The organism is Dechloromonas sp. A34 (assembly GCF_026261605.1).
GTDB lineage: Bacteria > Pseudomonadota > Gammaproteobacteria > Burkholderiales > Rhodocyclaceae > Azonexus.
Genome location: NZ_CP102486.1, coordinates 1,398,140 through 1,422,605 on the forward strand (window position 1 = coordinate 1,398,140; position 24,466 = coordinate 1,422,605).

At 63.3% G+C, this 24,466-nt stretch carries 20 protein-coding genes and 1 tRNA gene; 18 read left to right on the forward strand and 3 right to left on the reverse strand.

The window, feature by feature from the left end; translation table 11 throughout:
• Nucleotides 1–19: 19 nt before the first annotated feature.
• Both NQE15_RS07045 and NQE15_RS07050 read left to right on the forward strand, forming a co-directional pair.
• Nucleotides 20–1,204: a nucleoside recognition domain-containing protein gene (locus tag NQE15_RS07045; RefSeq protein ID WP_265947864.1), complete on the forward strand. Its 1,185-nt coding sequence runs from the start codon at nt 20–22 to the stop codon at nt 1,202–1,204.
• Between the two features lie 146 nt (nt 1,205–1,350).
• Nucleotides 1,351–1,435: transfer RNA gene (locus NQE15_RS07050), tRNA-Leu, on the forward strand.
• Between the two features lie 117 nt (nt 1,436–1,552).
• Here the strand turns inward: NQE15_RS07050 and NQE15_RS07055 are convergent.
• The gene (locus tag NQE15_RS07055) at nt 1,553–1,981 is read right to left on the reverse strand and encodes a bacteriohemerythrin (protein WP_265947866.1); all 429 of its coding nucleotides are present in this window, start codon (nt 1,979–1,981) and stop codon (nt 1,553–1,555) included.
• Between the two features lie 579 nt (nt 1,982–2,560).
• Here NQE15_RS07055 and NQE15_RS07060 point away from each other — a divergent pair.
• Genes NQE15_RS07060 through NQE15_RS07070 form a run of 3 tightly spaced genes read left to right on the forward strand, consistent with a single transcriptional unit; the run spans nt 2,561 to nt 4,096 of the window.
• A complete protein-coding gene (locus NQE15_RS07060; protein WP_265947868.1) occupies nt 2,561–3,136 on the forward strand; it encodes a pseudouridine synthase in 576 nt (191 codons plus the stop codon).
• Nucleotides 3,129–3,572 (forward strand): DUF192 domain-containing protein, encoded by a 444-nt coding sequence (locus NQE15_RS07065; protein ID WP_265947870.1) that lies wholly within the window; start codon nt 3,129–3,131, stop codon nt 3,570–3,572. The genes NQE15_RS07060 and NQE15_RS07065 overlap by 8 nt, the downstream gene beginning before the upstream one ends.
• A complete protein-coding gene (locus NQE15_RS07070; RefSeq protein WP_265947872.1) occupies nt 3,569–4,096 on the forward strand; it encodes a chorismate--pyruvate lyase family protein in 528 nt (175 codons plus the stop codon). Before NQE15_RS07065 ends, NQE15_RS07070 begins: the two co-directional genes overlap by 4 nt.
• Before the next feature lie 45 nt (nt 4,097–4,141).
• Here NQE15_RS07070 and NQE15_RS07075 read toward each other — a convergent pair whose 3' ends face one another.
• Both NQE15_RS07075 and xseA read right to left on the reverse strand, forming a co-directional pair.
• On the reverse strand, nt 4,142–4,726 hold the full coding sequence (locus NQE15_RS07075; protein WP_265947874.1) for a superoxide dismutase: 585 nt from the start codon (nt 4,724–4,726) through the stop codon (nt 4,142–4,144).
• A gap of 40 nt (nt 4,727–4,766) precedes the next feature.
• Nucleotides 4,767–6,125: an exodeoxyribonuclease VII large subunit gene (xseA, locus tag NQE15_RS07080; RefSeq protein WP_416336506.1), complete on the reverse strand. Its 1,359-nt coding sequence runs from the start codon at nt 6,123–6,125 to the stop codon at nt 4,767–4,769.
• 294 nt (nt 6,126–6,419) lie between these two features.
• Here xseA and NQE15_RS07085 point away from each other — a divergent pair, with 294 nt between their 5' ends.
• From NQE15_RS07085 to NQE15_RS07145, 13 genes are all read left to right on the forward strand, one after another.
• Complete coding sequence (locus tag NQE15_RS07085) at nt 6,420–7,025, forward strand: MotA/TolQ/ExbB proton channel family protein (protein WP_265947878.1); 606 nt, start codon at nt 6,420–6,422, stop codon at nt 7,023–7,025.
• A gap of 3 nt (nt 7,026–7,028) precedes the next feature.
• Complete coding sequence (locus NQE15_RS07090) at nt 7,029–7,445, forward strand: ExbD/TolR family protein (protein ID WP_265947880.1); 417 nt, start codon at nt 7,029–7,031, stop codon at nt 7,443–7,445.
• On the forward strand, nt 7,445–8,443 hold the full coding sequence (lpxK, locus tag NQE15_RS07095; RefSeq protein ID WP_265947882.1) for a tetraacyldisaccharide 4'-kinase: 999 nt from the start codon (nt 7,445–7,447) through the stop codon (nt 8,441–8,443). Before NQE15_RS07090 ends, lpxK begins: the two co-directional genes overlap by 1 nt.
• Nucleotides 8,424–8,597, forward strand: a complete 174-nt coding sequence (locus NQE15_RS07100; protein ID WP_265947884.1) for a Trm112 family protein — start codon at nt 8,424–8,426, stop codon at nt 8,595–8,597. Before lpxK ends, NQE15_RS07100 begins: the two co-directional genes overlap by 20 nt.
• Nucleotides 8,597–9,370 (forward strand): 3-deoxy-manno-octulosonate cytidylyltransferase, encoded by a 774-nt coding sequence (kdsB, locus tag NQE15_RS07105; protein ID WP_265947886.1) that lies wholly within the window; start codon nt 8,597–8,599, stop codon nt 9,368–9,370. The genes NQE15_RS07100 and kdsB overlap by 1 nt, the downstream gene beginning before the upstream one ends.
• A gap of 99 nt (nt 9,371–9,469) precedes the next feature.
• The gene (gene adk, locus NQE15_RS07110; RefSeq protein WP_265947888.1) at nt 9,470–10,123 is read left to right on the forward strand and encodes an adenylate kinase; all 654 of its coding nucleotides are present in this window, start codon (nt 9,470–9,472) and stop codon (nt 10,121–10,123) included.
• A 9-nt stretch (nt 10,124–10,132) separates the two neighbouring features.
• Nucleotides 10,133–11,392 carry a 6-phosphofructokinase gene (locus tag NQE15_RS07115; protein ID WP_265947890.1) on the forward strand — a complete coding sequence of 420 codons (1,260 nt, stop codon included), beginning with the start codon at nt 10,133–10,135 and terminating at the stop codon, nt 11,390–11,392.
• Nucleotides 11,393–11,417: 25 nt separating this feature from the next.
• Entirely contained in the window at nt 11,418–13,484 is a 2,067-nt protein-coding gene (locus tag NQE15_RS07120) for a sodium-translocating pyrophosphatase (RefSeq protein ID WP_265947891.1), read from the forward strand.
• Between the two features lie 110 nt (nt 13,485–13,594).
• Nucleotides 13,595–15,772, forward strand: a complete 2,178-nt coding sequence (locus NQE15_RS07125; RefSeq protein ID WP_265947893.1) for a type I secretion system permease/ATPase — start codon at nt 13,595–13,597, stop codon at nt 15,770–15,772.
• Nucleotides 15,769–17,184, forward strand: a complete 1,416-nt coding sequence (locus NQE15_RS07130; protein WP_265947895.1) for an HlyD family type I secretion periplasmic adaptor subunit — start codon at nt 15,769–15,771, stop codon at nt 17,182–17,184. Before NQE15_RS07125 ends, NQE15_RS07130 begins: the two co-directional genes overlap by 4 nt.
• Entirely contained in the window at nt 17,184–17,540 is a 357-nt protein-coding gene (locus tag NQE15_RS07135) for a hypothetical protein (RefSeq protein WP_265947897.1), read from the forward strand. The genes NQE15_RS07130 and NQE15_RS07135 overlap by 1 nt, the downstream gene beginning before the upstream one ends.
• Nucleotides 17,498–17,797 carry a response regulator transcription factor gene (locus tag NQE15_RS07140; RefSeq protein ID WP_265947899.1) on the forward strand — a complete coding sequence of 100 codons (300 nt, stop codon included), beginning with the start codon at nt 17,498–17,500 and terminating at the stop codon, nt 17,795–17,797. Before NQE15_RS07135 ends, NQE15_RS07140 begins: the two co-directional genes overlap by 43 nt.
• A gap of 115 nt (nt 17,798–17,912) precedes the next feature.
• On the forward strand, nt 17,913–24,461 hold the full coding sequence (locus NQE15_RS07145) for a retention module-containing protein (RefSeq protein WP_265947901.1): 6,549 nt from the start codon (nt 17,913–17,915) through the stop codon (nt 24,459–24,461).
• Nucleotides 24,462–24,466: the final 5 nt, after the last annotated feature.

The following is a 24,466-nucleotide window of genomic DNA, read 5'->3' on the forward strand; positions in this document are numbered from 1 at the left end:
CCCGCCCGCTTCTTCGCCAGTGCTCAATCGAATCTGGGTCGCCTTCATCCTCATCGGCTTCGTTGCGGCGGTGGTCCTGTTGCTGCAAGGCGACCTCGACATCTTCACGCGTGTGCTGAGCGGGCTGTTCGATACGGCCAAGACCGGCTTCGACATTTCGCTCGGGCTGGTCGGCGTCATGAGCCTGTGGCTGGGGATCATGAAGATTGGTGAGCGCGGCGGGCTGATCCAGTTGTTCGGCCGCATCGTGGCACCGTTCTTCAGGCGCGTATTTCCCGATATTCCGGCCGGCCATCCGGCCAGCGGCAGCATCGTCATGAATGTCAGCGCCAACATGCTGGGCCTGGATAACGCGGCGACGCCGCTCGGTCTCAAGGCGATGCGCGAACTGCAGGAGATCAACCCGCAGAAGGACACCGCCAGCAACCCGATGATCATGTTCCTGGTGCTCAACACGGCCGGCATCACGCTGATTCCGACCTCGGTCATCGCCATCCGCCAGAGCATTGCGCTCAAGCAGGGGCTGGTCGGCTTCAACGCTGCCGACATTTTCCTGCCGACGCTGCTCGGCACCTTCGTCTCGTTCTGCGCCGGGCTGATCGCCATCGCCATCTGGCAGCGCATCAATCTATTCTGCCGACCGGTGCTGGCTTTCTTCGCCGGTTTCGCAGCGCTGATGGGGGCGCTGTATTTCTGGTTGGCCGGCATGCCGCCGGAGCAGATGGCGCAAATGATCGGCCTCCTCGGCAGCGGCCTGATCGTGTCGCTCATCGTGCTTTTCGTCGGTGTTGCGGCATGGCGCGGCATCGATGTTTACGAGAGCTTTGTCGACGGTGCCAAGGAGGGCTTCGGCGTCGCCGTGCAGATCATTCCCTACCTGATCGCCATGCTGGTGGCGATTTCGGTCTTTCGCACCACCGGCTGTATGGACTACGTCATTGCGGCGATCCGCAGCGCCGTACTGGCGGTCGGCCTGAATGACGATTTCGTCCCGGCACTTCCGGTCGGCCTGATGAAGACACTGAGCGGTAGCGGCGCCCGCGGCCTGATGGTTGATGTGATGACGACCTATGGCGTCGATTCTTTCCAGGGCAAACTGGCGGCGATCATCCAGGGTTCGACCGAAACCACCTTCTACGTCCTGGCCGTCTATTTCGGCAGCGTCAATATCACCAAGACGCGCTACGCCGTGGCCGGGGCCTGATAGCCGACGCCGTCGGGCTGCTCGGGGCGATCCTCATCGGTTACGCCTTCTATCATTAACAAGGGGCTTAACGGCACGCCGATTACCCGTTAGAATGCCGCCCCTTCATCGACGTATGAAGCAATTCAGCATCTCCGGATGCCGCAGCCTTGGTGGTGAAATTGGTAGACACGCTATCTTGAGGGGGTAGTGGCGCAAGCTGTGCGAGTTCGAGTCTCGCCCAAGGCACCAATAATTTATATTAAACAATTGGTTAGATGATTGGCGCCCGGTTTGTGTGGCACTTTGGTGGCGCTTGAGCATGCAACCAGGGATAAACCAGCTTCTACGTACTACGGTAAAGCACTCCTATCTGGGGGGTGCTATGGGCGTGGCTTTGATTGAAGTAACGTACTGCATGTCTGAACCCTGGATATGTTCAGACCACCAGTTAGACAGATAGTGGTGAAGACCGTCTCGGTTGATATCACCTCGACTCGCCATCACCAAGAAGTCGGTCAATCGGTCATGATATTTGTCGTGTTCCCTTTGGTGTTGGGCCAATTGGGGATAACCACATTCCTTCATCAGGGCTTCTTCGGTTCTGAAATGTGTTCTGACGTAATCGGATAGCTCACCGAGGATGTCATGAAAAAGTCGAACGCCCTCAGGGCTGCTGTCTGACATACAAAGGACAGCCTTTTTGCATAGGCCCAACAGCTTCTTATGCTGTTCATCCAGCACTTGGTTTCCAACACTGTAGCTGGGTTGCCACTCGACAAAAAACAGTTGATCCATTGGAGGCCACACATCTTTCGAGGATTGCTGAACCCCAAAATAGTAACCGTGCAAAGTATGTTTGGGAAGACATTCATCCAGGTGAAAACAGCCTTGAAGGGCAACGTACTTGGGCTTGTATGAACTTGTGACTGTAAGCATCCGGTAATGTTGGATAGGTAGAATCCTGTCGCTCAAATAACAGCAGGAGGAGACAAATGACTCAACAGACCACTACCAAGTTCCTGACCACCAGTGCTGCCTATCTTGGGCTGGATCTGATCGAGCAGGATTGATATGTAGGGGTGTATCTCGGGTAGACCGGAACGGGCATTGCCAATCTCAATAGTTCCATGGTTTTGAGCCCGTCAATTTTGGATTACCTGAGCCCCGTGCCTCATTCAAGACCGTGCAGCCTCGCCCCTTGGCTGACGGTCGTCCAGACGTAATCAAGTCGGCTGCGGGGGGCAAGCTGTACGAGTTCGAGTCTCGCCCAAGCACCGAATACGCTACGTCGGGCCGTCCGCCCCTACTGATTCCACGGGGATACGCAAAATCGGCGAAAATCGCGGTTTCGTCGACCGTTCGAAGCTCCTGCCTGTGTCCTCCATTGTCTTATTCAACAAGCCTTACGGCGTCCTCAGCCAGTTCACGCCGGAAGGCAAGTGGCGGGCGCTGGACGAGTTCATTCCGGTCAAGGGTGTCTATGTCGCCGGCCGGCTCGACGCCGACAGCGAGGGCCTGCTGATCCTGACCGACGATGGCAAGCTGCAGGCCAAGATCGCCGATCCCAAGCACAAGCTGGAAAAAACCTACTGGGTGCAGGTTGAGGGCCGGCCCGAGGAGGCGGCGCTGGAACCGCTGCGGCGCGGCATCAAGCTTTCCGATTTCACGGCCCGGCCGGCCAAGGTGCGTTTGATTGACGAACCCGCCGGGCTCTGGCCGCGCGATCCGCCGATCCGCTTTCGCGCGGCTATTTCAACCGCATGGCTGGAAATCCGCATCGCCGAGGGCAAGAACCGCCAGGTCAGGCGCATGACGGCCGCCATCGGTTATCCTACGCTGCGTCTGATACGGGCGGCGATCGGTGCCGCGACGCTGGACGGTCTGGCGCTCGGGCAATGGCGGCAGATCGCAGGCAGCTACCAGGATTTGCAAGGAAAATTCAATGAATAAACGTGTTGTCGCGGCCTGTCTCGGGCTGATCCTGAGTGCCGCTGTCTGGGCGCAGAATGCCATGCCGCTCATGGAGCTGAGCGCCGGCATGCACCGCATCGAAGCCGAGGTAGCGGCTGATCAGCAGAATCGGATGCTCGGTCTGATGAACCGCAAGGCGATGGCGCCGCAGCGCGGCATGCTTTTCGTCTTCCCGCAGCAGAACACCCACTGCATGTGGATGCGCAATACGCTGATCCCGCTGTCGGTGGCCTTCCTCGATGAAGATGGGATCATCATCAACATCGAGAACATGCAGCCGCAGACCGAAGACAACCACTGCGCCAGGGTGCCGGCCCGCTACGCGCTGGAAATGAACCTCGGCTGGTTTGCCCAGCGCGGCATCAAACCCGGCACCAGGCTCAAGGGAATCGACAAGGCGCCGCGCCCGCAGTGAGGCGCAGCTATTGGCGGGCGGGCCTCTTCGGCCGGCTCGACCCCGTTTTGCGTTCCTGGCTGACTGAGCCGGATTCGCTGACTGCCCGCTGCCAGAGGTCATGCGTCGATTTTCGCGTGCGCCTGTTGCGCTACGACCACGGGCGCCCGCTTGCCGACGAGGCGGCCGGTTGCGCGCGCGGGCGGCAGCCGGCCTGGGTGCGCGAAGTGGTTCTCGAATGCGACGGGCACCCGGTGATCTTCGCCCACACCACATTGGCGACCACGGCCAAGGGGCATCTGCCGCGCTGGATGGCCGGCCTCGGCAACCGTTCGCTCGGTTCGCTGCTGTTTTCCTTCCCCGGCTTTCGCCGTGAGGCTATCGAGTATCTGCGGCTGGATCACCGGCACCCGCTCTACCGGCGTGCCGCCGCCGTCGGTGCGGCCAGCCCAACCCTGTGGGCGCGGCGCTCTCTGCATTGCCTTGGCAGCGAGTGCGTGCTGGTGACAGAAGTCTTCCTGCCGGAAATCAGTCGCCTGAAATGAAAAAACCCTCGCCGCGGCGAGGGTTCTGAGGCTGAACTGAAAAACTCAGGCGAAGTTGGCTTCGGCGAAGGACCAGTTCACCAGGCTGTTCAGGAAGGTCTCGACGAACTTCGGACGCAGGTTGCGGTAGTCGATGTAGTAGGCGTGTTCCCAGACATCGATGCAGAGCAGGGCCTTGTCGCCGGTGGTCAGCGGGGTGCCGGCGGCGCCCATGTTGACGATATCGACCGACCCATCGGCCTTCTTGACCAGCCAGGTCCAGCCGGAACCGAAGTTGCCAACGGCGGAGGTCTGGAAGGCGGTCTTGAAGGCATCCAGCGAACCCCACTTGGCGTTGATGGCTGCCGCCAGCGCACCGCTCGGGGCACCGCCACCGTTCGGCTTCAGGCAGTTCCAGAAGAAAGTGTGGTTCCAGACCTGGGCGGAGTTGTTATAGATGCCGCCGGCCGGGGCCTTCTTGATGATGGCTTCGAGGTCGAGAGCTTCGTACTCGGTGCCCTTGATCAGGTTGTTCAGGTTGGTGACATAGGCCTGATGGTGCTTGCTGTAGTGGTAGTCGAAGGTCTCGGCCGACATGTGCGGGGCGAGAGCGTCCTTGGCAAAGGGCAGCGCGGGGAGTTGGTGTTCCATTTTGTATTCTCCGTTGTTTATGAGGGGTGAATCGAAAATTCTAGTCAGCTTCGCGGCCTGCGACAACCTGATTTACCGTGGCCTGCGCCGAACCACGCGCGAAATCGAGTTTCAGGGTGTCACCGGCGGTCAGCGTGGCGGCGTCGCGAACGACACGGCCATCAGGGCCGATGGCCAGAGCATAGCCCCGGGCGAGTACGGCATCCGGATCAAGCTGTTTTAGACCACTGCTCAGCGCATTTAGTTTCGCCGCCTGTTGAGAAATTTGCCAAAGGGTTCGGCTACTCAGCCGGAAATGCAGGTGGGACAGGCCTTCGGCGAGTTGCTCCGGGCGCGGTCGGGCGCTGCTGAAGCGCTGCCGCAAGCTGTCCAGGCGCAACTGGCTGGCCTCGCCCTGGCGGCCGATGGCCTGGCGCAAGCGGCGGCCGAGGGCCTTGAGGTCGGCGTTGCGCTGGCGGATCTTGTCGGCCGGGTGAATCAGGCGGGCGGCCAGCCAGTCGATCCGTTGCTGATGCTCGGCCAGCGAACGTTCCATGCGGCGGGCGAGCTGGCGCTGCAGTTCGCCCAGGCGGGCGAGCAGGGCGTCGCGGTCGGGGCTGATCAGTTCGGCGGCGGCGGTTGGCGTCGGCGCCCGCAGGTCGGCGGCGAAATCGGCAATGGTGAAATCGGTCTCGTGGCCGACGCCGGCGACCACCGGGATGCTCGTGGCGACGATGGCGCGGGCGACGACTTCCTCGTTGAAGGACCAGAGGTCTTCGATGCTGCCGCCGCCGCGGCATAGGATGATCGCGTCGCAGTCGCAGTCGCTGCGGCTGGCCTGAGCGAGCGCTGCAGCGATTTTCTCGCCAGCTCCTTCGCCCTGCACCGGGGTCGGGAACAGGCTAATGCGCAGATGCGGGGCGCGGCGGTGCAGCGTGGTCAGCACGTCACGCAGGGCGGCGGCCTGCGGGCTGGTGACGATGGCCAGATGGCGCGGGAAGGCGGGCAGCGGGCGCTTGCGTTCGGCGGCGAAGAGGCCTTCGCTGTCGAGCTTTGCCTTGAGTTTGAGGAAGCGCTCGAAGAGGTCGCCCTGGCCGGCGCGGCGGATGGCCTCGACATTGAGCTGGAATTCGCCGCGCGGCTCGTAGAACGAAACCAGCGCCCGTGCCTCGATCTTTTGCCCGTTCTCAAGTCGCCAGCCGAGCAGTTGCGCCCGGCTGCGCCACATCACGCAGCGCACCTGGGCGCTGGCATCCTTCAGGGAGAAATAGACGTGGCCGGAAGCGGCATAGGTCAGGTTGGAAATTTCGCCGCCGATCCAGGTCAGCGGAAAGGTTGATTCCAGGCATTCGCGAACCAGCCGGTTCAGGCTGGAGACCGAAAGGATGGAATCATCAACAGGCATAAAGGGGCTGGGCATGCTGGCGATTGTAACCTGCAGCCCGCTTGATCGCTTTGTACTTGACAGGGAGCCTATTTGTTAAGTTATTGATTTTTAGTTGATTAAACTGGATGCCTTGTTTTTTGGCAGAGCAGAAAAAACCCTTTGCCAAAATAGGGTTAGCGCATTTGATGACAGTTCATTCACAGATTTATCCACAGGTTTTGGGGATAAGCCGCGGCGGCGGCAAAAAAAGCGTGACAAATTGCCGCTTGCCGCGCTGTCAGAGGAGAGGCAAAATCCCGGGTTGATTTTCCAACGAGGATTCCTCACGTGTTTGCAATCGTTCAGGCTGCCGGTTGGCCCATCTGGCCGCTGCTTCTGGCCTCCATCATCTCCGTTGCCCTGATTATCGAGCGCCTGGTTGCGCTGCGCCGTTCCAAGGTGGTGCCCCAAGGCCTGTTGCAACGCGCCGTCGGCGAGTTCAAGCGCGGTGCCAACAACGACAAGCTGCTCGAAGAGCTGGATCGCCATTCGCCGCTCGGTCGCGTACTGTCGGCAGGCCTGCGCAATGTCGGCTCGTCCCGGGAAATCATGAAGGAGTCGATCGAAGAGTCGGGTAATGCGGTGTCGCACGAACTGAATCGTTACCTGACGACGCTCGGTACCATCGCTTCGATCAGCCCGCTGATGGGCTTGTTCGGGACAGTGATCGGGATGATCGAGATTTTCGGCTCGCAGACGCCGGGTTCCGGCAACCCGCAACAGCTGGCACACGGTATTTCGGTAGCGCTCTACAACACCGGTTTCGGTATTTTCATCGCGATCCCCAGCCTGATCTTCTGGCGCCATTTCCGCGCCCTGGTCGATGGCTTCGTAGTCGAGATGGAGCAGCAGGCGATTCGCCTGGTCGAATACATGCATGGTGATCGGAAGTAAGCGATGAATTTTCAGCGCGGCCGCAGCCGGGAAGAGCCGGAAATCAATCTGATCCCGATGATCGACGTCTTGCTGGTGATCATCATCTTTCTGATGCTGACTACCACCTATACCAAGTTTTCCGGGCTGGAAATCAACCTGCCGACGGCCGATGCCAGCAAGCAGGCTGAACAGCCGAACGAGATCGATGTCGCGATCACGGCCAGCGGCCAGGTCCTGGTGAATAAGTCGCCGCTGACGGCAACCGACGTCAAGGGCATCTCCGAAGCCCTGCGCCGTGCCGCCGGCCCGCGTCCGGACCCGGTGATCGTGATCAATGCCGACGCCAAGGCGACACACCAGAGCGTCATCGATGTCATGCAGGCGGCGCAGACCGCCGGCTATCCCCACATCTCCTTCGCCACTCAGTCACCACGCTGATGCTGGCTCGCTGGCTACAGCGTCTCTGGTTCGAGCAACGCCGGCTTTCGCCGGCGTTGTGGCTTTTGCTGCCGCTGGCCTGGTTGTTCCCGTTGCTCGCCTGGCTGAATCGCCGGCTGACCGCCGCCGAGAGCCTGCATGTGCCGGTCGTCGTGGTCGGCAACATTACCGTTGGCGGTGCCGGCAAGACGCCACTGAGCATCTGGCTGGCCCGGCAGTTGAGCGCCCGTGGCTGGCGGCCCGCTATCGTCAGCCGGGGCTATGGTGGCGCCGCTGCCGAGCCGCGTCCGGTGACGGCGTCGGCGCTGCCCGGCGAAGTCGGCGACGAGCCGATCCTGCTCGCCCGGCGCAGTGGCGTGCCGGTCTGGGTCGGGCGTAACCGGGCAGCGGCCGGCCGGGCCCTGCTGGCGGCCCATCCCGATGTCAATATCGTCTTGTGCGACGATGGCCTGCAGCATTACCGGCTGACGCGCGATGTCGAACTGGCAGTCTTCGACGGCCGTGGCGCGGGCAACGGTTGGCGGCTGCCGCTGGGGCCGCTGCGCGAGCCGCTGAGCCGGCTGGCGACGGTCGATGCCGTGGTCTGCAATGGCGTGCCGGATGACCGGATCGACCGCAGCATCCCGCAGTTCGCCATGCGTCTTCAGGCGGGTGTCTTCTACCGGCTCGAGGACGCCGGGCAGACCTGTGAGGCGGTGAGTCTGCAGGGGAAGAACCTCCATGCCCTGGCCGGGATCGGCGATCCCGGGCGCTTTTTTCGGACCCTGACGGCACTTGGCCTGGTTTTCGAAGCCCATCCCTTTCCCGACCACCACGCCTATGCGGCGGCCGATCTTGCCTTCGCCGGGGACGGCATTCTGCTGATGACCGAGAAGGATGCAGTAAAATGCGCCGGTCTGACGGCAGGCGAAACCTGGGTTTTGCCGGTCGAGGCCGAGCTCTCGCCGGCCCTTATTGATCTTATTCTGGAGAAACTCCGTGGACGCCAGGCTGCTTGATATCCTCGTCTGCCCGATTTGCAAGGGCAACCTCGAACACCGCAAAGCCGAAAAGGAACTGGTCTGCAAACCCTGCAAACTGGCTTTCCCGATCCGCGACGACATCCCAATCATGCTGGAGGATGAGGCGCGCCAACTGACGGACGAGCAGTAATGTCCGGCCTCGCCTTCAAGGTGGTGATCCCGGCGCGTTACGCGTCGACCCGGCTGCCGGCCAAGCCCTTGCTCGATCTCGGCGGCAAGCCGATGGTCGTGCGGGTGGCCGAACGGGCCCGGCTTTCGGGCGCCGAAGAAATCTGGGTGGCGACTGACCACCCGGAGGTGCGTGCCGCCGCCGAGGCCCATGAAATTGCCGCCCTGATGACGCGCAGCGATCACCCGACCGGCACCGACCGCCTGGCCGAAGTGGTCGAGCAACGCGGCTGGGGCGGCGATACCATCATCGTCAATGTCCAGGGCGACGAGCCGCTGATCGAGCCGGAGGTGATTCTCCAGACGGCGCGGCAACTGGCAGTCAGCGGTGCCGATATCGCCACCGTGGCGCATCCGATCACCGACGCTGCCGATTTTTTCAATCCGAACGTGGTCAAGGTGGTTTGCCGCGCTGACGGCGATGCCGCTTATTTTTCGCGGGCCCCGATTCCCTACGCCCGTGACCATTTCGCCGGTGAGAACGGTGGCGAGACACTGCCGGCCGACTTTCCGGCCTATCGCCATGTCGGGCTTTATGCTTACCGGGCGAGTTTCCTGAAGGCTTACGCCGGCCTGTCCATGGCGCCAACCGAGCGCTTCGAATCGCTCGAACAGTTGCGGGCGTTGTGGCATGGCTATCGCATCAGCGTCACGCTTATCGATGCAGCGCCGGCCCCAGGCGTCGATACGCCCGAAGATGCAGAGCGGATGCGCAAACTGTTTGACCGTGCCTGAAATTAAAGGTACTTTTTCGCCTTCTGAGAACGGCCGGAACCACCGCTGATTTGAAGCAGACAACAATAATTTTCAATAGTTAAACCCGAGGGACTTTCCATGAAATTGATTTTGTTGGGCGCGCCTGGCGCCGGCAAGGGTACGCAAGCCACATTCATCTCCAAGGAATTCGGCATTCCCCAGATTTCCACCGGCGACATGCTGCGTGCTCAAGTCAAGGCCGGCACCCCGCTCGGTCTCGAGGCCAAGAAACACATGGATGCCGGCGGCCTGGTCCCGGATGCCGTGATCATCGGCATGGTCAAGGATCGCCTGACCCAGGATGACTGCAAGAACGGTTACCTGTTCGACGGCTTCCCGCGCACCATTCCCCAGGCTCAAGCCATGCGCGATGCCGGCGTGCCGCTCGATTTCGTGCTCGAAATTGACGTCCCGGACAGCGACATCGTCGAACGCATGGCGGGCCGCCGCGCTCACCTGGCGTCCGGCCGCACCTACCACGTCAAGTTCAACCCGCCGAAAGCCGAAGGCAAGGATGACGTGACCGGCGAGCCGTTGGTCCAGCGTGACGACGACAAGGAAGAAACCGTCAAGAAACGCCTGGAAATCTATCATTCGCAGACCAAGCCACTGGTTGACTTCTACTCCAAGTGGGCGGCGGAAGGTGACGGCAAGGCGCCGAAGGTGCGCAAGGTAGTCGGCGTCGGCGGTGTGGACAGCATTACCAAGAGCGTTTTCGACGCGCTGAAATAAGGAAAGAAAATGACGGTGAAAAACGCCTTCTACGCACAGTCAGGGGGCGTTACCGCCGTCATCAATGCCACGGCGTGCGGCCTGATCCAGGAAGCCCGTCGTCATGGCGACAAGATCGGGAAAGTCTATGCCGGCCGTGATGGCATCATCGGCGCGCTGACCGAAGACCTGATCGACACCAGCCTCGAATCCGACGCCGACATCGCCCGCCTGCGCTCGACGCCGGGCGGAGCCTTCGGTTCCTGCCGCTACAAGCTGAAAAGCCTGGACGAACATCGCGCCCAGTACGAACGCCTGATCGAGGTCTTCAAGGCGCACGACATCGGCTATTTCTTCTACAACGGCGGCAACGACTCGATGGACACCGCCTGGAAGGTGTCGCAGATCGCCGAGAAGATGGGCTATCCCGTCGTTTGCGTCGGGGTTCCGAAAACCGTCGATAACGATTTGCCGCTGACCGACTGCTGTCCCGGCTTCGGTTCGGTAGCCAAGTATGTTGCGACCTCGATTCGCGAAGCCGGCTACGACGTCGCCTCGATGGCGCGCACCTCGACGAAGATCTTCGTCCTCGAGGTCATGGGGCGCCACGCTGGCTGGATTACCGCCGCTTGTGGCCTGGCATCCGAGAATGTCGGCGAACCGCCGCATATCCTGCTCTTCCCCGAGGAGCCGTTCGATCCGGAGCGCTTCCTGGCGCGGGCGGATGAGTGCGTCAAGCGCTACGGTTACTGCACGGTGGCCGTTTCCGAAGGCTTGTCTGATGCTTCCGGCAAGCTGATTGCGGAATCGGGGACCAAGGACGCCTTCGGCCACTCCCAGCTGGGCGGGGTCGGGCAGGTCGTCGCCCAGTTGATCAAGGACAAGCTCGGCTACAAGTACCACTGGGCACTGGCCGACTACCTGCAACGCTCGGCCCGCCATCTGGCCTCGCGAACCGATGTCGAGCAGGCGCATGCCCTGGGCGTTGCAGCGGTGGATTTGGCCTTGCAGGGCAAGAATGCGGTGATGGCGACTATCGAGCGGCTGTCAGAGAAGCCGTATCGCTGGCGGATCGGCGATGCGCCCTTGAAGGACATCGCCAATGTCGAGCGTAAAATGCCGGCTGAATTCATTTCGGCGGACGGCTTCCACATCACCGAAGCCTGCCGCGCTTATTTGCAGCCGCTGATCGATGGCGAGGAGCCGCCGGTCTATCGCAATGGATTGCCCGATTACGTGCGTTTGAAGAACGTTGCCGTCACAAGAAAGTTGGAGGCGTTCAAAGTGTAGTTCCATCAACCTAGGGAGGGAGAGTATGTCTACACCGTTGTGGTTGGCGCTGGGATGCGCCGTTCTAGCAGTGTTGTACGGCTGGATTTCCAGCCAGCAGATCCTCGCGTTGCCGGCCGGCAACGAGCGCATGAAAGAGATTGCCAAGGCAATCCAGGAAGGCGCGGAGGCATACCTCAGCCGACAGTACAAGACCATCGCCATGGTTGGCGTCGTCCTCTTCATCGTCATCGGTGTTGTTCCCAAGCTTGGCTGGTTGACTGCCTTCGGTTTTCTGATCGGTGCTGTGCTGTCCGGCGCTGCAGGTTTCATCGGCATGAACGTTTCGGTGCGCGCCAACGTGCGCACGGCTGAAGCCGCACGCAGCGGCATTGCGGCGGCGCTCGACGTTGCCTTCAAGGGCGGGGCGATCACCGGCATGCTGGTGGTCGGTCTGGGGCTGCTCGGCGTCGCCGGGTATTACGCTTTCCTCAAATCAGTGAATGGCCCTGGTGCCGACCTGCACCACGTCATCGAACCGCTGGTCGGTCTGGCCTTCGGTTCCTCGCTGATTTCGATCTTTGCTCGTCTCGGCGGCGGCATCTTCACCAAGGGGGCAGACGTCGGCGCCGACCTGGTGGGCAAGGTGGAAGCCGGCATTCCCGAGGATGATCCGCGCAATCCGGCGGTGATCGCCGACAACGTCGGCGACAACGTTGGCGACTGCGCCGGCATGGCGGCCGACCTCTTCGAGACCTATGCCGTGACCGTGGTCGCGACCATGGTGCTGGCTGCGCTGATCATCAAGACGGCGACCGGCCTCGGCGAAAACCTGGTGCTTTATCCGCTGGCCCTGGGCGCAGTGTCGATCATTGCCTCCATCGTCGGTTGCTATTTCGTCAAGGCGACCGAGGGCGGCAAGATCATGGCGGCCCTTTATCGCGGCCTGATCGTCGCCGGCGTGCTGGCCCTGGTCTTTTACTACCCGGTGACGGCCTGGCTGATCGGTGCCGGCGCCACGCTGCCCGACGGCAGTGTGATCAACACCATGACCATGTTCGGCTGCTCCGTCGTCGGCCTCGTGCTGACCGCCGCACTGGTCTGGATCACCGAGTACTACACCGGCACCGATTACGCGCCGGTCAAGCACGTCGCGGCCGCTTGCCAGACCGGCCACGCCACCAACATCATTGCCGGTATCGGCGTCTCGATGAAGGCGACGGCGCTGCCGGTGCTGTCGGTCTGTGCTGCGATCTATGCTGCGTTTGCCATGGGCGGCTTGTTCGGCATCGCGATCGCCGCCACCTCCATGCTGTCGATGGCCGGTATCGTCGTCGCCCTCGACGCCTACGGTCCGATCACCGACAACGCCGGCGGCATTGCCGAAATGGCCGAACTGCCGAAGGAAGTGCGCAATGTCACCGATCCGCTGGATGCCGTCGGCAACACCACCAAAGCGGTGACCAAGGGTTACGCCATCGGCTCCGCCGGTCTGGCCGCCCTAGTGCTGTTCGCGGACTACACCCACGGTCTGGAAGCGGTCTCGGGCAAGGTCTTCACCTTCGATCTGTCCAACCATCTGGTGATCATCGGCCTCTTCATCGGCGGCCTGATCCCCTTCCTGTTCGGTGCCATGGCCATGGAAGCGGTCGGCCGTTCGGCCAGTGCGGTGGTCGTCGAAGTGCGTCGCCAGTTCAAGGAGATTCCCGGCATCATGGAAGGCACGGCCAAGCCGGACTACTCGCGTGCGGTCGACATGCTGACCGTGGCGGCGATCAAGGAAATGATGATTCCCTCGATCCTGCCGGTGGCCGTGCCGATCGTCGTCGGTCTACTGCTCGGGCCGGTCGCGCTCGGTGGCTTGCTGGTTGGCACGATTGTCACCGGCCTGTTCGTGGCGATCTCGATGACGACCGGTGGCGGTGCCTGGGATAACGCCAAGAAATACATCGAAGACGGTCATTTCGGTGGAAAAGGCTCGGATGCGCACAAAGCCGCCGTCACCGGCGACACGGTGGGTGATCCCTACAAGGATACGGCGGGTCCGGCGGTCAATCCGCTGATCAAGATCATCAACCTGGTGGCGCTGCTGATCGTGCCCCTGATTGCCTAATATTTAACACTTGAGCAAAAAAAGGCGGCTGTGGCCGCCTTTTTCTTTTTGTGTTTCTTTAGACTGCGCGTTTTCTGCCACATCAGAATTCAAAGAAAGCTTCAGGGAGCATGAGCGAGGCACTAGGCGGTCCGGCCGAGAACGGCAAATCGGGCATACGGGAAGACATCCTGCATCATGACCCCCTGCTTGACTGCCTGGTCGAGTTGACACGCATTCACGGCCGGCCGAGTACGCGCGCCGCGCTGATCGCCGGCTTGCCTTTGGAGAACGGTTCGCTGACCCCGTCCTTGTTCGGGCGCGCGGCCAGTCGCTCCGGCCTCTCGGCCAAGCTGGTCCGCCGCTCGCTCGAGCGGATCGACGACGTTTTGCTGCCCGCCGTCCTGCTGCTCAAAGGCGAAGAAGCCTGCGTCCTGCTCGGCTGGGATGACAGCGGCGACAACGCCCGCCTGCTTTTCCCGGAGACCGGCCAGGGCTCAGTGCTGTTGTCGCGCGAGGCCCTGGCGGTGCGTTACACGGGCGTTGCCATTTTTTCCCGGCCGCATTTCCGGTTCGACAAACGGACGCCGCAGGTCGGCGAGGTCAAGCTGCGTCACTGGTTCTGGGGCGCCCTGGCCGATCAGTGGCTGGTCTATCGCGATGTGCTCGCGGCGGCGCTGCTAATCAATCTGATGGCGCTGGCCATGCCCTTGTTCACGATGAACGTGTACGACCGGGTGATTCCCAACCGGGCCATGGAAACGCTCTGGGTGCTCGCCCTCGGCGTCGTTCTGGTGATCGGCATCGACATGATGCTGCGCCTGTTGCGCGGCTATTTCATCGATCTTGCCAGCGCGCGAATCGACATGGAACTCTCGGCCAAGATCATGGAGCGGGTGCTCGGCGTCCGGATGGAAGCCCGGCCGGCGGCGGTCGGGGCCTTTTCCTCGAACCTGCGCTCTTTCGAGTCGGTCCGCGACTTCATCACCTCGGCTTCGGTAACCGCCTTCATCGACCTGCCGTTCGCCCTGCTCTTCGTTCTGGTGATCGCGTTGATCGCCTGGCAACTGATCATCCCCGTGCTGCTGGCCATCGTCGTCGTGATCATTTACGCCTACATCCTGCAGCACAAGATGCACGAGCTGTCGGAGACGACCTATCGCGCCGGCGCCCTGCGCAATGCGACGCTGATCGAAAGCCTGACCGCGCTGGAAACCATCAAGACCCTGGGCGCCGAAAGCGTGATGCAGTCGAAATGGGAAAAGTCGGTCGCCTTCGTGTCGCGGGTCAACAACCAGATGCGCTTCCTGTCCGCCGCTGCCACCAACGGGGCGATGGAAATCCAGCAGTTGGTCAATGTCGTGGTCGTCATTGCCGGGGTCTATCTGATTGGCAACGGCCAGCTCAGCATGGGCGGGCTGATCGCCTGCACGATGCTGACTTCGCGCGCCGTCGCCCCGCTCGGCCAGATGGTCGGCCTGCTGATGCAGTATCACAATGCCAAGGTCTCGCTGACCTCGCTCGAAGAAGTCATGGCCAAGCCGGTCGAGCGGCCAGGCGATGCGGCCTTTGTGCATCGTCCGGAACTGAAGGGCAACATCGAGTTCCGCGATGTCGAGTTCACTTACCCCAACGCCTCGATCAGCGCCCTGAAGGGATTCAGCTGCAAGATCGCGACCGGCGACAAGGTGGTCGTCATCGGTCGCATCGGCTCGGGCAAGACGACGCTGCAGAAGTTGCTGCTCGGCCTCTACCAGCCGACCGGCGGGGCGGTGAGCATCGATGGCGTCGATCTCCGCCAGCTCGATCCGGCCGACCTGCGCCGCAACATCGGCTACGTTGCTCAGGATGTCACGCTCTTTTACGGCAGCCTGCGCGACAACATCGCGATCGGCGCCCCCTACGCCGACGATGCGACCATCGTCGCCGCCGCCGATGCCGCCGGCCTGACCGATTTCGTCAATCGCCATCCGGACGGTTTCGACATGATGATCGGCGAGCGCGGCGACTCGCTGTCCGGTGGCCAGCGGCAAGGCGTGGCGATTGCCCGCGCCCTGCTCATGGACCCGCCGATCCTGCTGCTCGACGAGCCGACCAGCGCCATGGATTTCTCCTCGGAACAGCAGTTCAAGGAGCGTCTGCGGAGGGTGGCGGCCCACAAGACGGTGGTCATCGTCACCCACCGCAACAGCCTGCTCGATCTGGCGACCCGCGTCATCGTCGTCGATGAAGGCCGCGTCGTCGCCGACGGCCCGCGCGATCAGGTCATCCAAGCCCTGCAGAGTGGCCGCATCGGGAGGGCCTCATGAAGCGCCCGCACCGGATATTCGCTGCCGTCCACGGCAGGCTGGAAAAGCTTGCCCAGTGGAGTGCGCCACGTGTCGAGAAAGTGCTCGGGCGGCTGCCGAGCCGGGAAGAAATTGAAGTCGTCGATTTCGCCACCGATGCCGATCTCGCCATGCTGCGCCAGGAACCGCTGCGCGCCCGCATCCTGCTCCGCTCGATCGGCGTTGTCTTCGCCATCTTCGTGATGTGGGCCGCCGTCGCCCAACTGGACGAGGTGACGCGGGGCGAGGGCAAGGTCATTCCGTCCAAACAGCTGCAGGTCCTGCAGAGCATCGATGGCGGCCTGGTTTCGGAAATCCTGGTCCATGAAGGCGAGGTCGTGCAGGCCAACCAGCTGTTGATCAAGATCGACGAGACGCGCTTCGCCTCCTCGGTCAAGGAAAACCAGTCGCAGGCCCTCGGGCTGATGGCCAAGGCGGCGCGCCTCAAGGCATTGTCCGACGGCAAGGAGTTCGTGCCGCCGCCGGAAGCGCTCAAGGCGGCGCCGGACGTCGTCGAGCAGGAACGCCAGCTCTTCCGGGCCAAGCGTGAGGAGATGCAGGCCTCCGTCTCGATCGCCCGCCAGCAGCTCAGCCAGCGCCAGCAGGAACTCAACGAAGTGCAGGCGCGGCGTTCGCAGGCCGCCCAGGGTTACGAGCTGACTTCCCGGGAACTGACCGTGACCAAGCCGCTGATCAATTCGGGTGCCGTCTCCGAAGTTGAACTGCTGCGCCTCGAGCGCGATGTCTCGCGTTACCGCGGCGAGCGAGATCAGGCCTCGGCCCAGATCACGCGGGTCCAGGCTTCGATCAACGAGGCGCAACGCAAGATCGAGGAAGTCGAGCTCAGCTTCCGCAACGACGCCGGCAAGGAGCTTTCGGAAACGGTGTCCAAGCTGAACAGCCTGACCGAGGGCGGCGTCGCGTTGTCCGACCGCGTCACCCAGTCGTCGATCCGCTCGCCGGTCAAGGGTACGGTCAAGCGGCTGCTGGTCAATACGGTGGGCGGCGTCGTCCAGCCCGGCAAGGACATGATCGAGATCGTGCCGCTCGAAGACGCGCTGCTGCTGGAGGCCCGCGTCCTGCCGCGCGACATCGCCTTCCTGCGGCCCGGCCAGCCGGCGATGGTCAAATTCACCGCCTACGATTTCTCGATCTACGGCGGCCTCGACGGCACGCTCGAGCATATCGGCGCCGATACCGTCACCGACGACAAAGGCAATGCCTTCTACACGGTGCGCGTCCGTACCAACCGGCCCGGCTTCGGCGACGCCAACTTGCCGATCATTCCCGGCATGGTCGCCGAGGTCGATATTCTGACCGGCAAGAAGAGCGTCCTCGCCTATCTGCTGAAACCGGTGCTGCGCGCCAAGAGCGTCGCGATGTCGGAGCGCTGATGCAGCACTGGATACTCGACGACAGTGCCGTACCGCCGCCGACCTGGCAGCAAGCCCTGCTGCAGGCCTGGCGACTCGAACGCTGGCGGGCTGGCGAGGTGCCGGCCGACCAGCCGGGCATTCTGTGGTGCCGACTGCATGCCGGCGAGACACCGGCCGAGATCCTGCGTGGGCTACGTCTGAGCGAGGGCAGCGCCTGGTTCTGTTGTGCGACGAGCCGGACGAGGCGACGGTCATCGATGCTCTGGCCGCCGGTGCCGCCGGTTGCTGCAACAGCCATGCCGCACCTGAAGTCTTGCACCAGGTGGCGCTGGTGGTCGACAACGGCGGGCTGTGGATCGGCCAAGCGCTGTTGAGCAAACTGGTCGGCAGTACATCCCGCATTCTGGGGCAGCAACCGCGGCCGCCGCGCGACGATTGGGCCAAACTTCTTTCCGAACGCGAATGCCAGGTGGCGCGACTGGTAGCGGGTGGGGCCAGCAACAAGGAGATCGCCAATCAGTTGGAGATCTCGGAAAGAACGGTCAAGGCACATCTGACCTCGATCTTCGAAAAACTCAGCTTGCGCGACCGCTTGCAGCTTTCTCTGAAGATCAACGGTCTGATGGTCTAGCCGAAAGCGTGAGTTTTTTCACGCTATCCGCCACCACTGGTACTTTGGTGCAATAGAAGGGCCTGCTCGATCTCCCTACACTGGCAAGCTTGCTAATCGTGTCTGGAGTATTCCCGTGGCCCAAGCTCAAGTCATCGCCAAAGTCTCGTCCCTTTCCGGTGAAGCCTATGCCCGCGACAACGCTGGCAAGCTGCGCCGCCTGAAGGCCGGGGATGCGATTCGCGAGGGCGAAACGGTGGTGGCGGGAGACGGGGCACAAGTTGTTCTGCTGCTCGCCGATGGTCGTGAAATGACTGTCCTGCCTGGTGAAACGGCCAGGCTGGATGCCGAAGTCGCGGCGCTGGTGAAACCGGATGCCAGTGATAGCGCGGTGGTCAACAACCCGGACGAATTCGAAAGAATCGCCAAGGCCCTGGCGACCGGGGGCGATCTCGACGCGCTGCTTGAAGATCCGGCTGCCGGCGTTGCCGGTCCCGGCAATGAGGGTCACAGCTTCGTCGAGTTCCTGCGTGTCGTCGAGAGCGTCGATTCTTTGTCCTATCAGTTCCCTGCGGCGCGGATCGGAACCCCGGAAATCATCGAGAATCCGGCTTCGCCGGTTTCTGAGCTGGGCGATGCCAATGCGCCTACCGCGAATGCCGGGGCTGGCACGCCGCCGACCGGCAGCGATGCTGGCTATACCCTCAACGAAGACACGGCACGGACTTTCGCGGCCGGCGATTTCGGTTTCGCCGATGCCGATGCCGGCCAGACCCTCCAGGCCGTACGCATCGACAGCTTGCCGGCGGCCGGCAACCTGACCTTCAATGGCGTGCCGGCGATGGTTGGCCAGATCATCGCGGCCGCCGACCTCGCGCAACTGGTCTACACCCCGGGGGCAAATGCCAGCGGCGCGCCCTATGCCGGTTTCGACTTCAGCGTCCAGGACAGCAGCGGCGCCTTCGCGACGACACCCAACCACATCACCCTGACCGTGGCACCGATCGACGACACCAGCCTCCTCGCTCCGGACAGCCAGACCGTGGCGGAAGACACAGTGGCCACCGGCAACGTGCTGGCCAACGACAGTGACCTGGACAACGCCTTGGACGTCACCGGCTTCACGGTGGTCGGCGTCGCGGGCAGCTTCAATGCCGGCCAGACGGCGACCATCGCCGGCATCGGCACCCTGACCATCGCCACCAACGGCGATTACAGCTTCACCCCGCTCGTCGACTGGAACGGCACGCTGCCGACTGCGACCTATACCACCAACACGGGCAGCACAAGCACGCTCGACCTGAGCGTGACGCCGGTCAACGATGCCCCGACGCCGGCCGACCCGGGCAACCCGGCCTTCGATCCGGCGGCGGGCAATTACAGCGTGACGACCTTGGAAGACACGCCAGTTTCCGGCCAGGTCGTGGGCACCGACGCCGACGGCGATCCGCTGACCTATGCCAAGTGCAGCGATCCGGCCAACGGCACGGTGACGGTCAATGTCGACGGCACCTGGACCTACACCCCGGGTCCGAACTACAACGGCAACGACAGTTTCATGGTGACGATTGCCGACGGCCATGGCGGCAGTGCAACCTCGACGGTTTTCGTCGGCGTGACGCCGGTCAATGATGGGCCAACCCCGGCCGATCCGGGCAACCCGGCTTTTGATCCGGCAACCGGCAATTACAACGTGACGACGCCGGAAGACACGCCGGTTTCCGGCCAGGTCTTGGGCACCGACTCCGACGGCGATCCGCTGACCTATGCCAAGGGCAGCGATCCGGCCAACGGCACGGTGATGATCAATGCCGATGGTACCTGGACCTACACCCCTGGCGCGAACTACAACGGCAGCGACAGCTTCACCGTGAGCATCGCGGACGGCCACGGCGGTAGCGCCACTTCGACGGTTTTCGTCGGCGTGACGCCGGTCAATGATGGGCCGACCCCGGCCGACCCGGGCAACCCGGCCTTCGATCCGACGACCGGCAATTACAACGTGACGACGCCCGAAGACACGCCGGTTTCCGGGCAGGTCGTGGGCGCCGACGCCGACGGCGATCTGCTGACCTATGCCAAGGGCAGCGATCCGGCCAACGGCACGGTCTCGGTCAATGCCGACGGCACCTGGACCTACACCCCGGGTCCGAACTACAACGGCAGCGACAGCTTCACCGTGAGCATCGCGGACGGCCACGGCGGTAGCGCCACTTCGACGGTTTTCGTCGGCGTGACGCCGGTCAATGATGGGCCAACCCCGGCTGACCCGGGCAACCCGGCTTTTGATCCGGCGACCGGCAATTACAACGTGACGACGCCGGAAGACACGCCGGTTTCCGGCCAGGTCGTGGGTACCGACGCCGACGGCGATGCGCTGACCTACGCCAAGAGCAGCGATCCGACCAACGGCACGGTGACGGTCAATGCCGACGGTACCTGGACCTACACCCCGGGCGCGAACTACAACGGCAGCGACAGCTTCACCGTGAGCATTGCCGACGGCCATGGCGGTAGCACGACCTCGACGGTCTTCATCGGCGTGACGCCGGTCGACGATGCCAGCCTCCTGGCGCTGGACAGCCAGACAGTGGCGGAAGACACCGTGGCGACCGGCAACGTGCTGGCCAACGACGGGGATGTGGACAATGCCCTGAGCGTCGCCGGCTTCACGCTGGCCGGCGTCGCGGGCAACTTCAGCGCCGGGCAGACGGCGAGCATCGCCGGCATCGGCACGCTGACCATCGCCGCCAACGGCGACTACAGCTTCACCCCGCTCGCCAACTGGAACGGCACAGTGCCAACGGCGAGCTACACGACCAACACCGGCAGCACCAGCACGCTCGACCTCACGGTGACTCCGCTCGACGACACGCCGTCGGTTTCCGACGATGGCGCGAGCACGCCCGAAGACACGCCGGTGATCATCCGCGTGCTGGACAACGACAGGGATGCCGATGGCGATGCCCTGACGATCACCGCCATCGATGGCCAGCCGGTGGCCGCCGGCGACACGGTCGCGGTCGCCAATGGCACGGCGACGCTGAACGCCGATGGCACGATCACCTTCACCCCGGTCAGCAACTACCACGGCTCGGCGACCTTCACCTATACCGCAAGCGATGGCCGGACGCCGGTCAGCGGTGATGTCAATGTCACAGTTACGGCAGTCAATGATGCGCCGCTGGCGGGCAACGACAGCGTTACGACCGCGGAAGACACGCCGGTGACCATCCTGGTCCGGGCCAACGACAGCGATGCCGATGCCGACCCGCTGACGGTGACCGCCTTCACCAACCCGGCCAACGGCACCTTGACGCAGAACGCCCAGGGCAACCTGGTCTATACCCCGAACGCCAACTTCAACGGCGCCGATTCCTTCACCTACACGATCAGCGATGGCCAGGGCGGCTTCGATACCGCCACGGTCACCGTCAATGTCGGCGGCAGCAACGACGCCCCGCTCGCCAATCCGGATGCCGGAAGCACGGGCGAAGATGCTACGTTGGTGGTCAGTGCCGCCAACGGCGTCATCCAGAATGACAGCGACCTCGATGGCGACAGCCTGTCGGTCAGCGGTATCGCCTTCGGCGCCAGCACCGGTACGGTCGGCAGTCCGCTGGTCGGGGCCTGGGGCAGCCTGACCCTGCATGCCGACGGCAGCTACACCTATGTCTCGAATGCGGCCGCCCAGGCCCTGGACGACGGCGAAAGCCGGACCGACATCTTCACCTACACCGTCTCCGATCCCGGCGGACTGAGTAGCACGACCACGCTGAGCCTGACGGTAAGCGGCGCCAACGACGGTCCGCTGGCGATCGACGACGCCCGGACGACGCCGGAAGACACTCCAGTGACCATCGTCGTGCTCGGCAACGACAGCGATGTCGACGGCGAAGCGCTGCACGTCTCGGCGATTGCCGGCCAGCCGGTCACGGCCGGCGACAGCGTGGCGGTGACCAACGGTACGGCGACCCTGAACGCCGACGGCACGATCACCTTCACCCCGGCGGCGGGCTACAACGGGCCAGCCGACTTCAGCTACACGATCACCGACGGCACGACGAGCGATACCGCCAACGTGCATCTGGTGATCGACGACGTCAACGATCCGCCGGTCGCCCTCGACAACGTGGTCAATGGCAGCGAAGACAGCCCGGTGAATTTCGATCCGCGCTCGAACGACAGCGATCCGGACGGCGACCCGCTGACCATCACCGCGATCGACGGCCAGCCGCTCGACCTGGCCATCCCGGTGACCCTGAGCCAAGGCGTGGTCAGCCTGAACGCGGACGGCACTTTGACCTTCACGCCAAACGCCAACGTGAACGGCCCGGTCAGCTTCCAATACACGATTGCCGACGGTCGCGGCGGCAGCGACACGGCGCTGGTCAATCTCAACATCGCCGCGGTCGACGACCCCAGCACGCTGGTCGCCGATACCGGCACCACGCCGGAAGACACGGCGCTGTCGGGCAATGTGCTGACCAACGACGGCGATATCGACAACAGTCTCGCGGTAGCGAGCTTTGCCGTCAGTGGCGTGGCCGGCAGTTTCAACGCCGGCCAGACTGCGACCGTCGCCGGCATCGGCGCGATCGCTCTGGGCGCTAACGGCGACTACAGCTTCGCGCCGGCTGCCAACTGGCACGGTACGGTGCCGACGGTGAGCTACACGACCAATACGGGCAGTAGCAGTACGCTCGCTATCACGGTGACGTCGGTGGACGACGCCTTTGCCGACGCCGACGAAAAGGTCAGCGTCGCCGAAGACACGACGCTGACCGGCAGCGTGCTGACCGGCACGACGAGCGTCGACGGCCTGGTGACAGTCAGCGACTTCACGGTGGCCGGCGTTGCCGGCAGTTTCACGGCCGGCCAGACGGCGAGCATTGCCGGGGTCGGCATGCTGCAGATCAATGCCGATGGCAGCTACAGCTTTACCCCGGTCGCTAATTACAACGGTGCGGTGCCGGTCGCCACCTACACGCTGAGCGATGGCTCGAGCGGCGATACCTCGATGCTGAGTATCACGGTGACGCCAGTCGACGACACCTTCGGCGACGTCAACGAAACGGTCAGCGTCGCCGAAGACACGACGCTGACCGGCAGCGTGCTGACGGGTACGAGCAGCGTCGATGGCCCGGTCACGGTCAGTGGCTTCACAGTGGCCAGCATCGCCAGCGGCTTCACTGCCGGCCAGACGGCTAGCATCGCCGGCGTCGGCACGCTGATCATCGCGGCTGACGGTGGTTACAGCTTCACACCTGCTGCCAACTACGTCGGCGCCGTTCCGGTCGCTAGCTACACACTGAGCGATGGGTCGAGCAGCGATACCTCGACGCTGGCGATTACCGTTACCCCGATGGATGATGCTTTCACGGATGCTGACGAAGCGGTCAGCGTCGCCGAAGACACGGCGCTGACCGGTACTGTCTTGAATGGCACGACGAGTGTCGATGGCCCGGTCACGGTCAGTGGCTTCACGGTGGCCGGCATCCCCGGCAGCTTCACCGCTGGTCAGACGGCGACCAGCGCCGGCATTGGCACGCTGACCATTGCCGCAGATGGTAGCTACACCTTCACCCCGGCTGCCAACTACAACGGTGCAGTGCCGGTCGCCACCTACACCCTGAGCGACGGATCGAGTGGCGACACCTCGACCTTGAGCATCGCAGTAACGCCGGTGGGCGACGCCTTCACGGATGCCGACGAATCCGTCAGCATCGCCGAAGACACGACGCTGAATGGTACGGTCCTTGCCGGTACGACGAGTGTCGATGGCCCGGTCACGGTCAGCGGCTTCACGGTGGCCGGCATCTCCGGAAGCTTCACGGCCGGCCAGACGGCGACTATCGCCGGCGTCGGAGCGCTTCAGATCAATGCCGACGGCAGCTACAGCTTCGCCCCGGCCGCCAACTACAACGGCGCCGTGCCAGTCGCCACCTACACGCTGAGCGACGGCTCGAGCGGCAACATGTCGACCTTGAGCATCACGGTGACCCCGGTCAATGACAATCCGCTTGCCGTCGACGACAGCAACAGTGTGCCGATCAATACCGCTACCAGCGGCAACGTGCTGGCCAACGACAGCGACCTCGACGGCAACCCGCTGAGCGTCACCGGTTTCAGCGTGGCAGGCGTGGCCGGCAGCTTTACGGCCGGCCAGACGGCAAGCATCGCCGGGGTCGGGGCGCTGCAGATCAACGGCGACGGCAGCTACACCTTCACGCCGGCCGCCAACTACGCCGGGGCCATCCCGGTTGCCACCTATGCCGTCAGCGACGGCCAGGGCGGCACCGACAGCGCGACGCTGAGCCTGAGCATGGGCAACAACGCGGCGCCCGACGCCCGCGACGACGGCCCGGTGGGCGTCACCGAAGACACCCCGGTCAGCGGCAACGTGCTGGTCAATGACAGTGACCCGAACGGCAATCCGCTGAGCGTCACCGGCTTCACGGTGGCCGGCGTCGCCGGCAGCTTCGCGGCCGGCCAGGCGGCGAGCATCGCCGGCGTCGGCACGCTGCAGATCAATGTCGATGGCAGCTACAGCTTCGCCCCGGCCGCCAACTACAACGGCCCGCTGCCGATCGCCACCTACAGCATCACCGACGGCCTGGGCGGGACTGACAGCGCGACCCTGGCGCTGGGCCCGGTCACGTCGGTCAACGATGCCCCCTGCTGAGCAAC

Bases quoted from the DNA above. Each gene is read 5' to 3' on its own strand.
- kdsB (WP_265947886.1), top strand. From the start codon at position 8,597: ATGTCCGGCCTCGCCTTCAAGGTGGTGATCCCGGCGCGTTACGCGTCG.
- NQE15_RS07090 (WP_265947880.1), top strand. From the start codon at position 7,029: ATGAATTTTCAGCGCGGCCGCAGCCGGGAAGAGCCGGAAATCAATCTG.
- NQE15_RS07135 (WP_265947897.1), top strand. From the start codon at position 17,184: ATGCAGCACTGGATACTCGACGACAGTGCCGTACCGCCGCCGACCTGG.
- NQE15_RS07125 (WP_265947893.1), top strand. From the start codon at position 13,595: ATGAGCGAGGCACTAGGCGGTCCGGCCGAGAACGGCAAATCGGGCATA.
- NQE15_RS07115 (WP_265947890.1), top strand. From the start codon at position 10,133: ATGACGGTGAAAAACGCCTTCTACGCACAGTCAGGGGGCGTTACCGCC.
- lpxK (WP_265947882.1), top strand. From the start codon at position 7,445: ATGCTGGCTCGCTGGCTACAGCGTCTCTGGTTCGAGCAACGCCGGCTT.
- NQE15_RS07120 (WP_265947891.1), top strand. From the start codon at position 11,418: ATGTCTACACCGTTGTGGTTGGCGCTGGGATGCGCCGTTCTAGCAGTG.
- adk (WP_265947888.1), top strand. From the start codon at position 9,470: ATGAAATTGATTTTGTTGGGCGCGCCTGGCGCCGGCAAGGGTACGCAA.
- NQE15_RS07075 (WP_265947874.1), bottom strand. From the start codon at position 4,726: ATGGAACACCAACTCCCCGCGCTGCCCTTTGCCAAGGACGCTCTCGCC.
- NQE15_RS07065 (WP_265947870.1), top strand. From the start codon at position 3,129: ATGAATAAACGTGTTGTCGCGGCCTGTCTCGGGCTGATCCTGAGTGCC.
- NQE15_RS07130 (WP_265947895.1), top strand. From the start codon at position 15,769: ATGAAGCGCCCGCACCGGATATTCGCTGCCGTCCACGGCAGGCTGGAA.
- NQE15_RS07055 (WP_265947866.1), bottom strand. From the start codon at position 1,981: ATGGATCAACTGTTTTTTGTCGAGTGGCAACCCAGCTACAGTGTTGGA.
- xseA (WP_416336506.1), bottom strand. From the start codon at position 6,125: ATGCCCAGCCCCTTTATGCCTGTTGATGATTCCATCCTTTCGGTCTCC.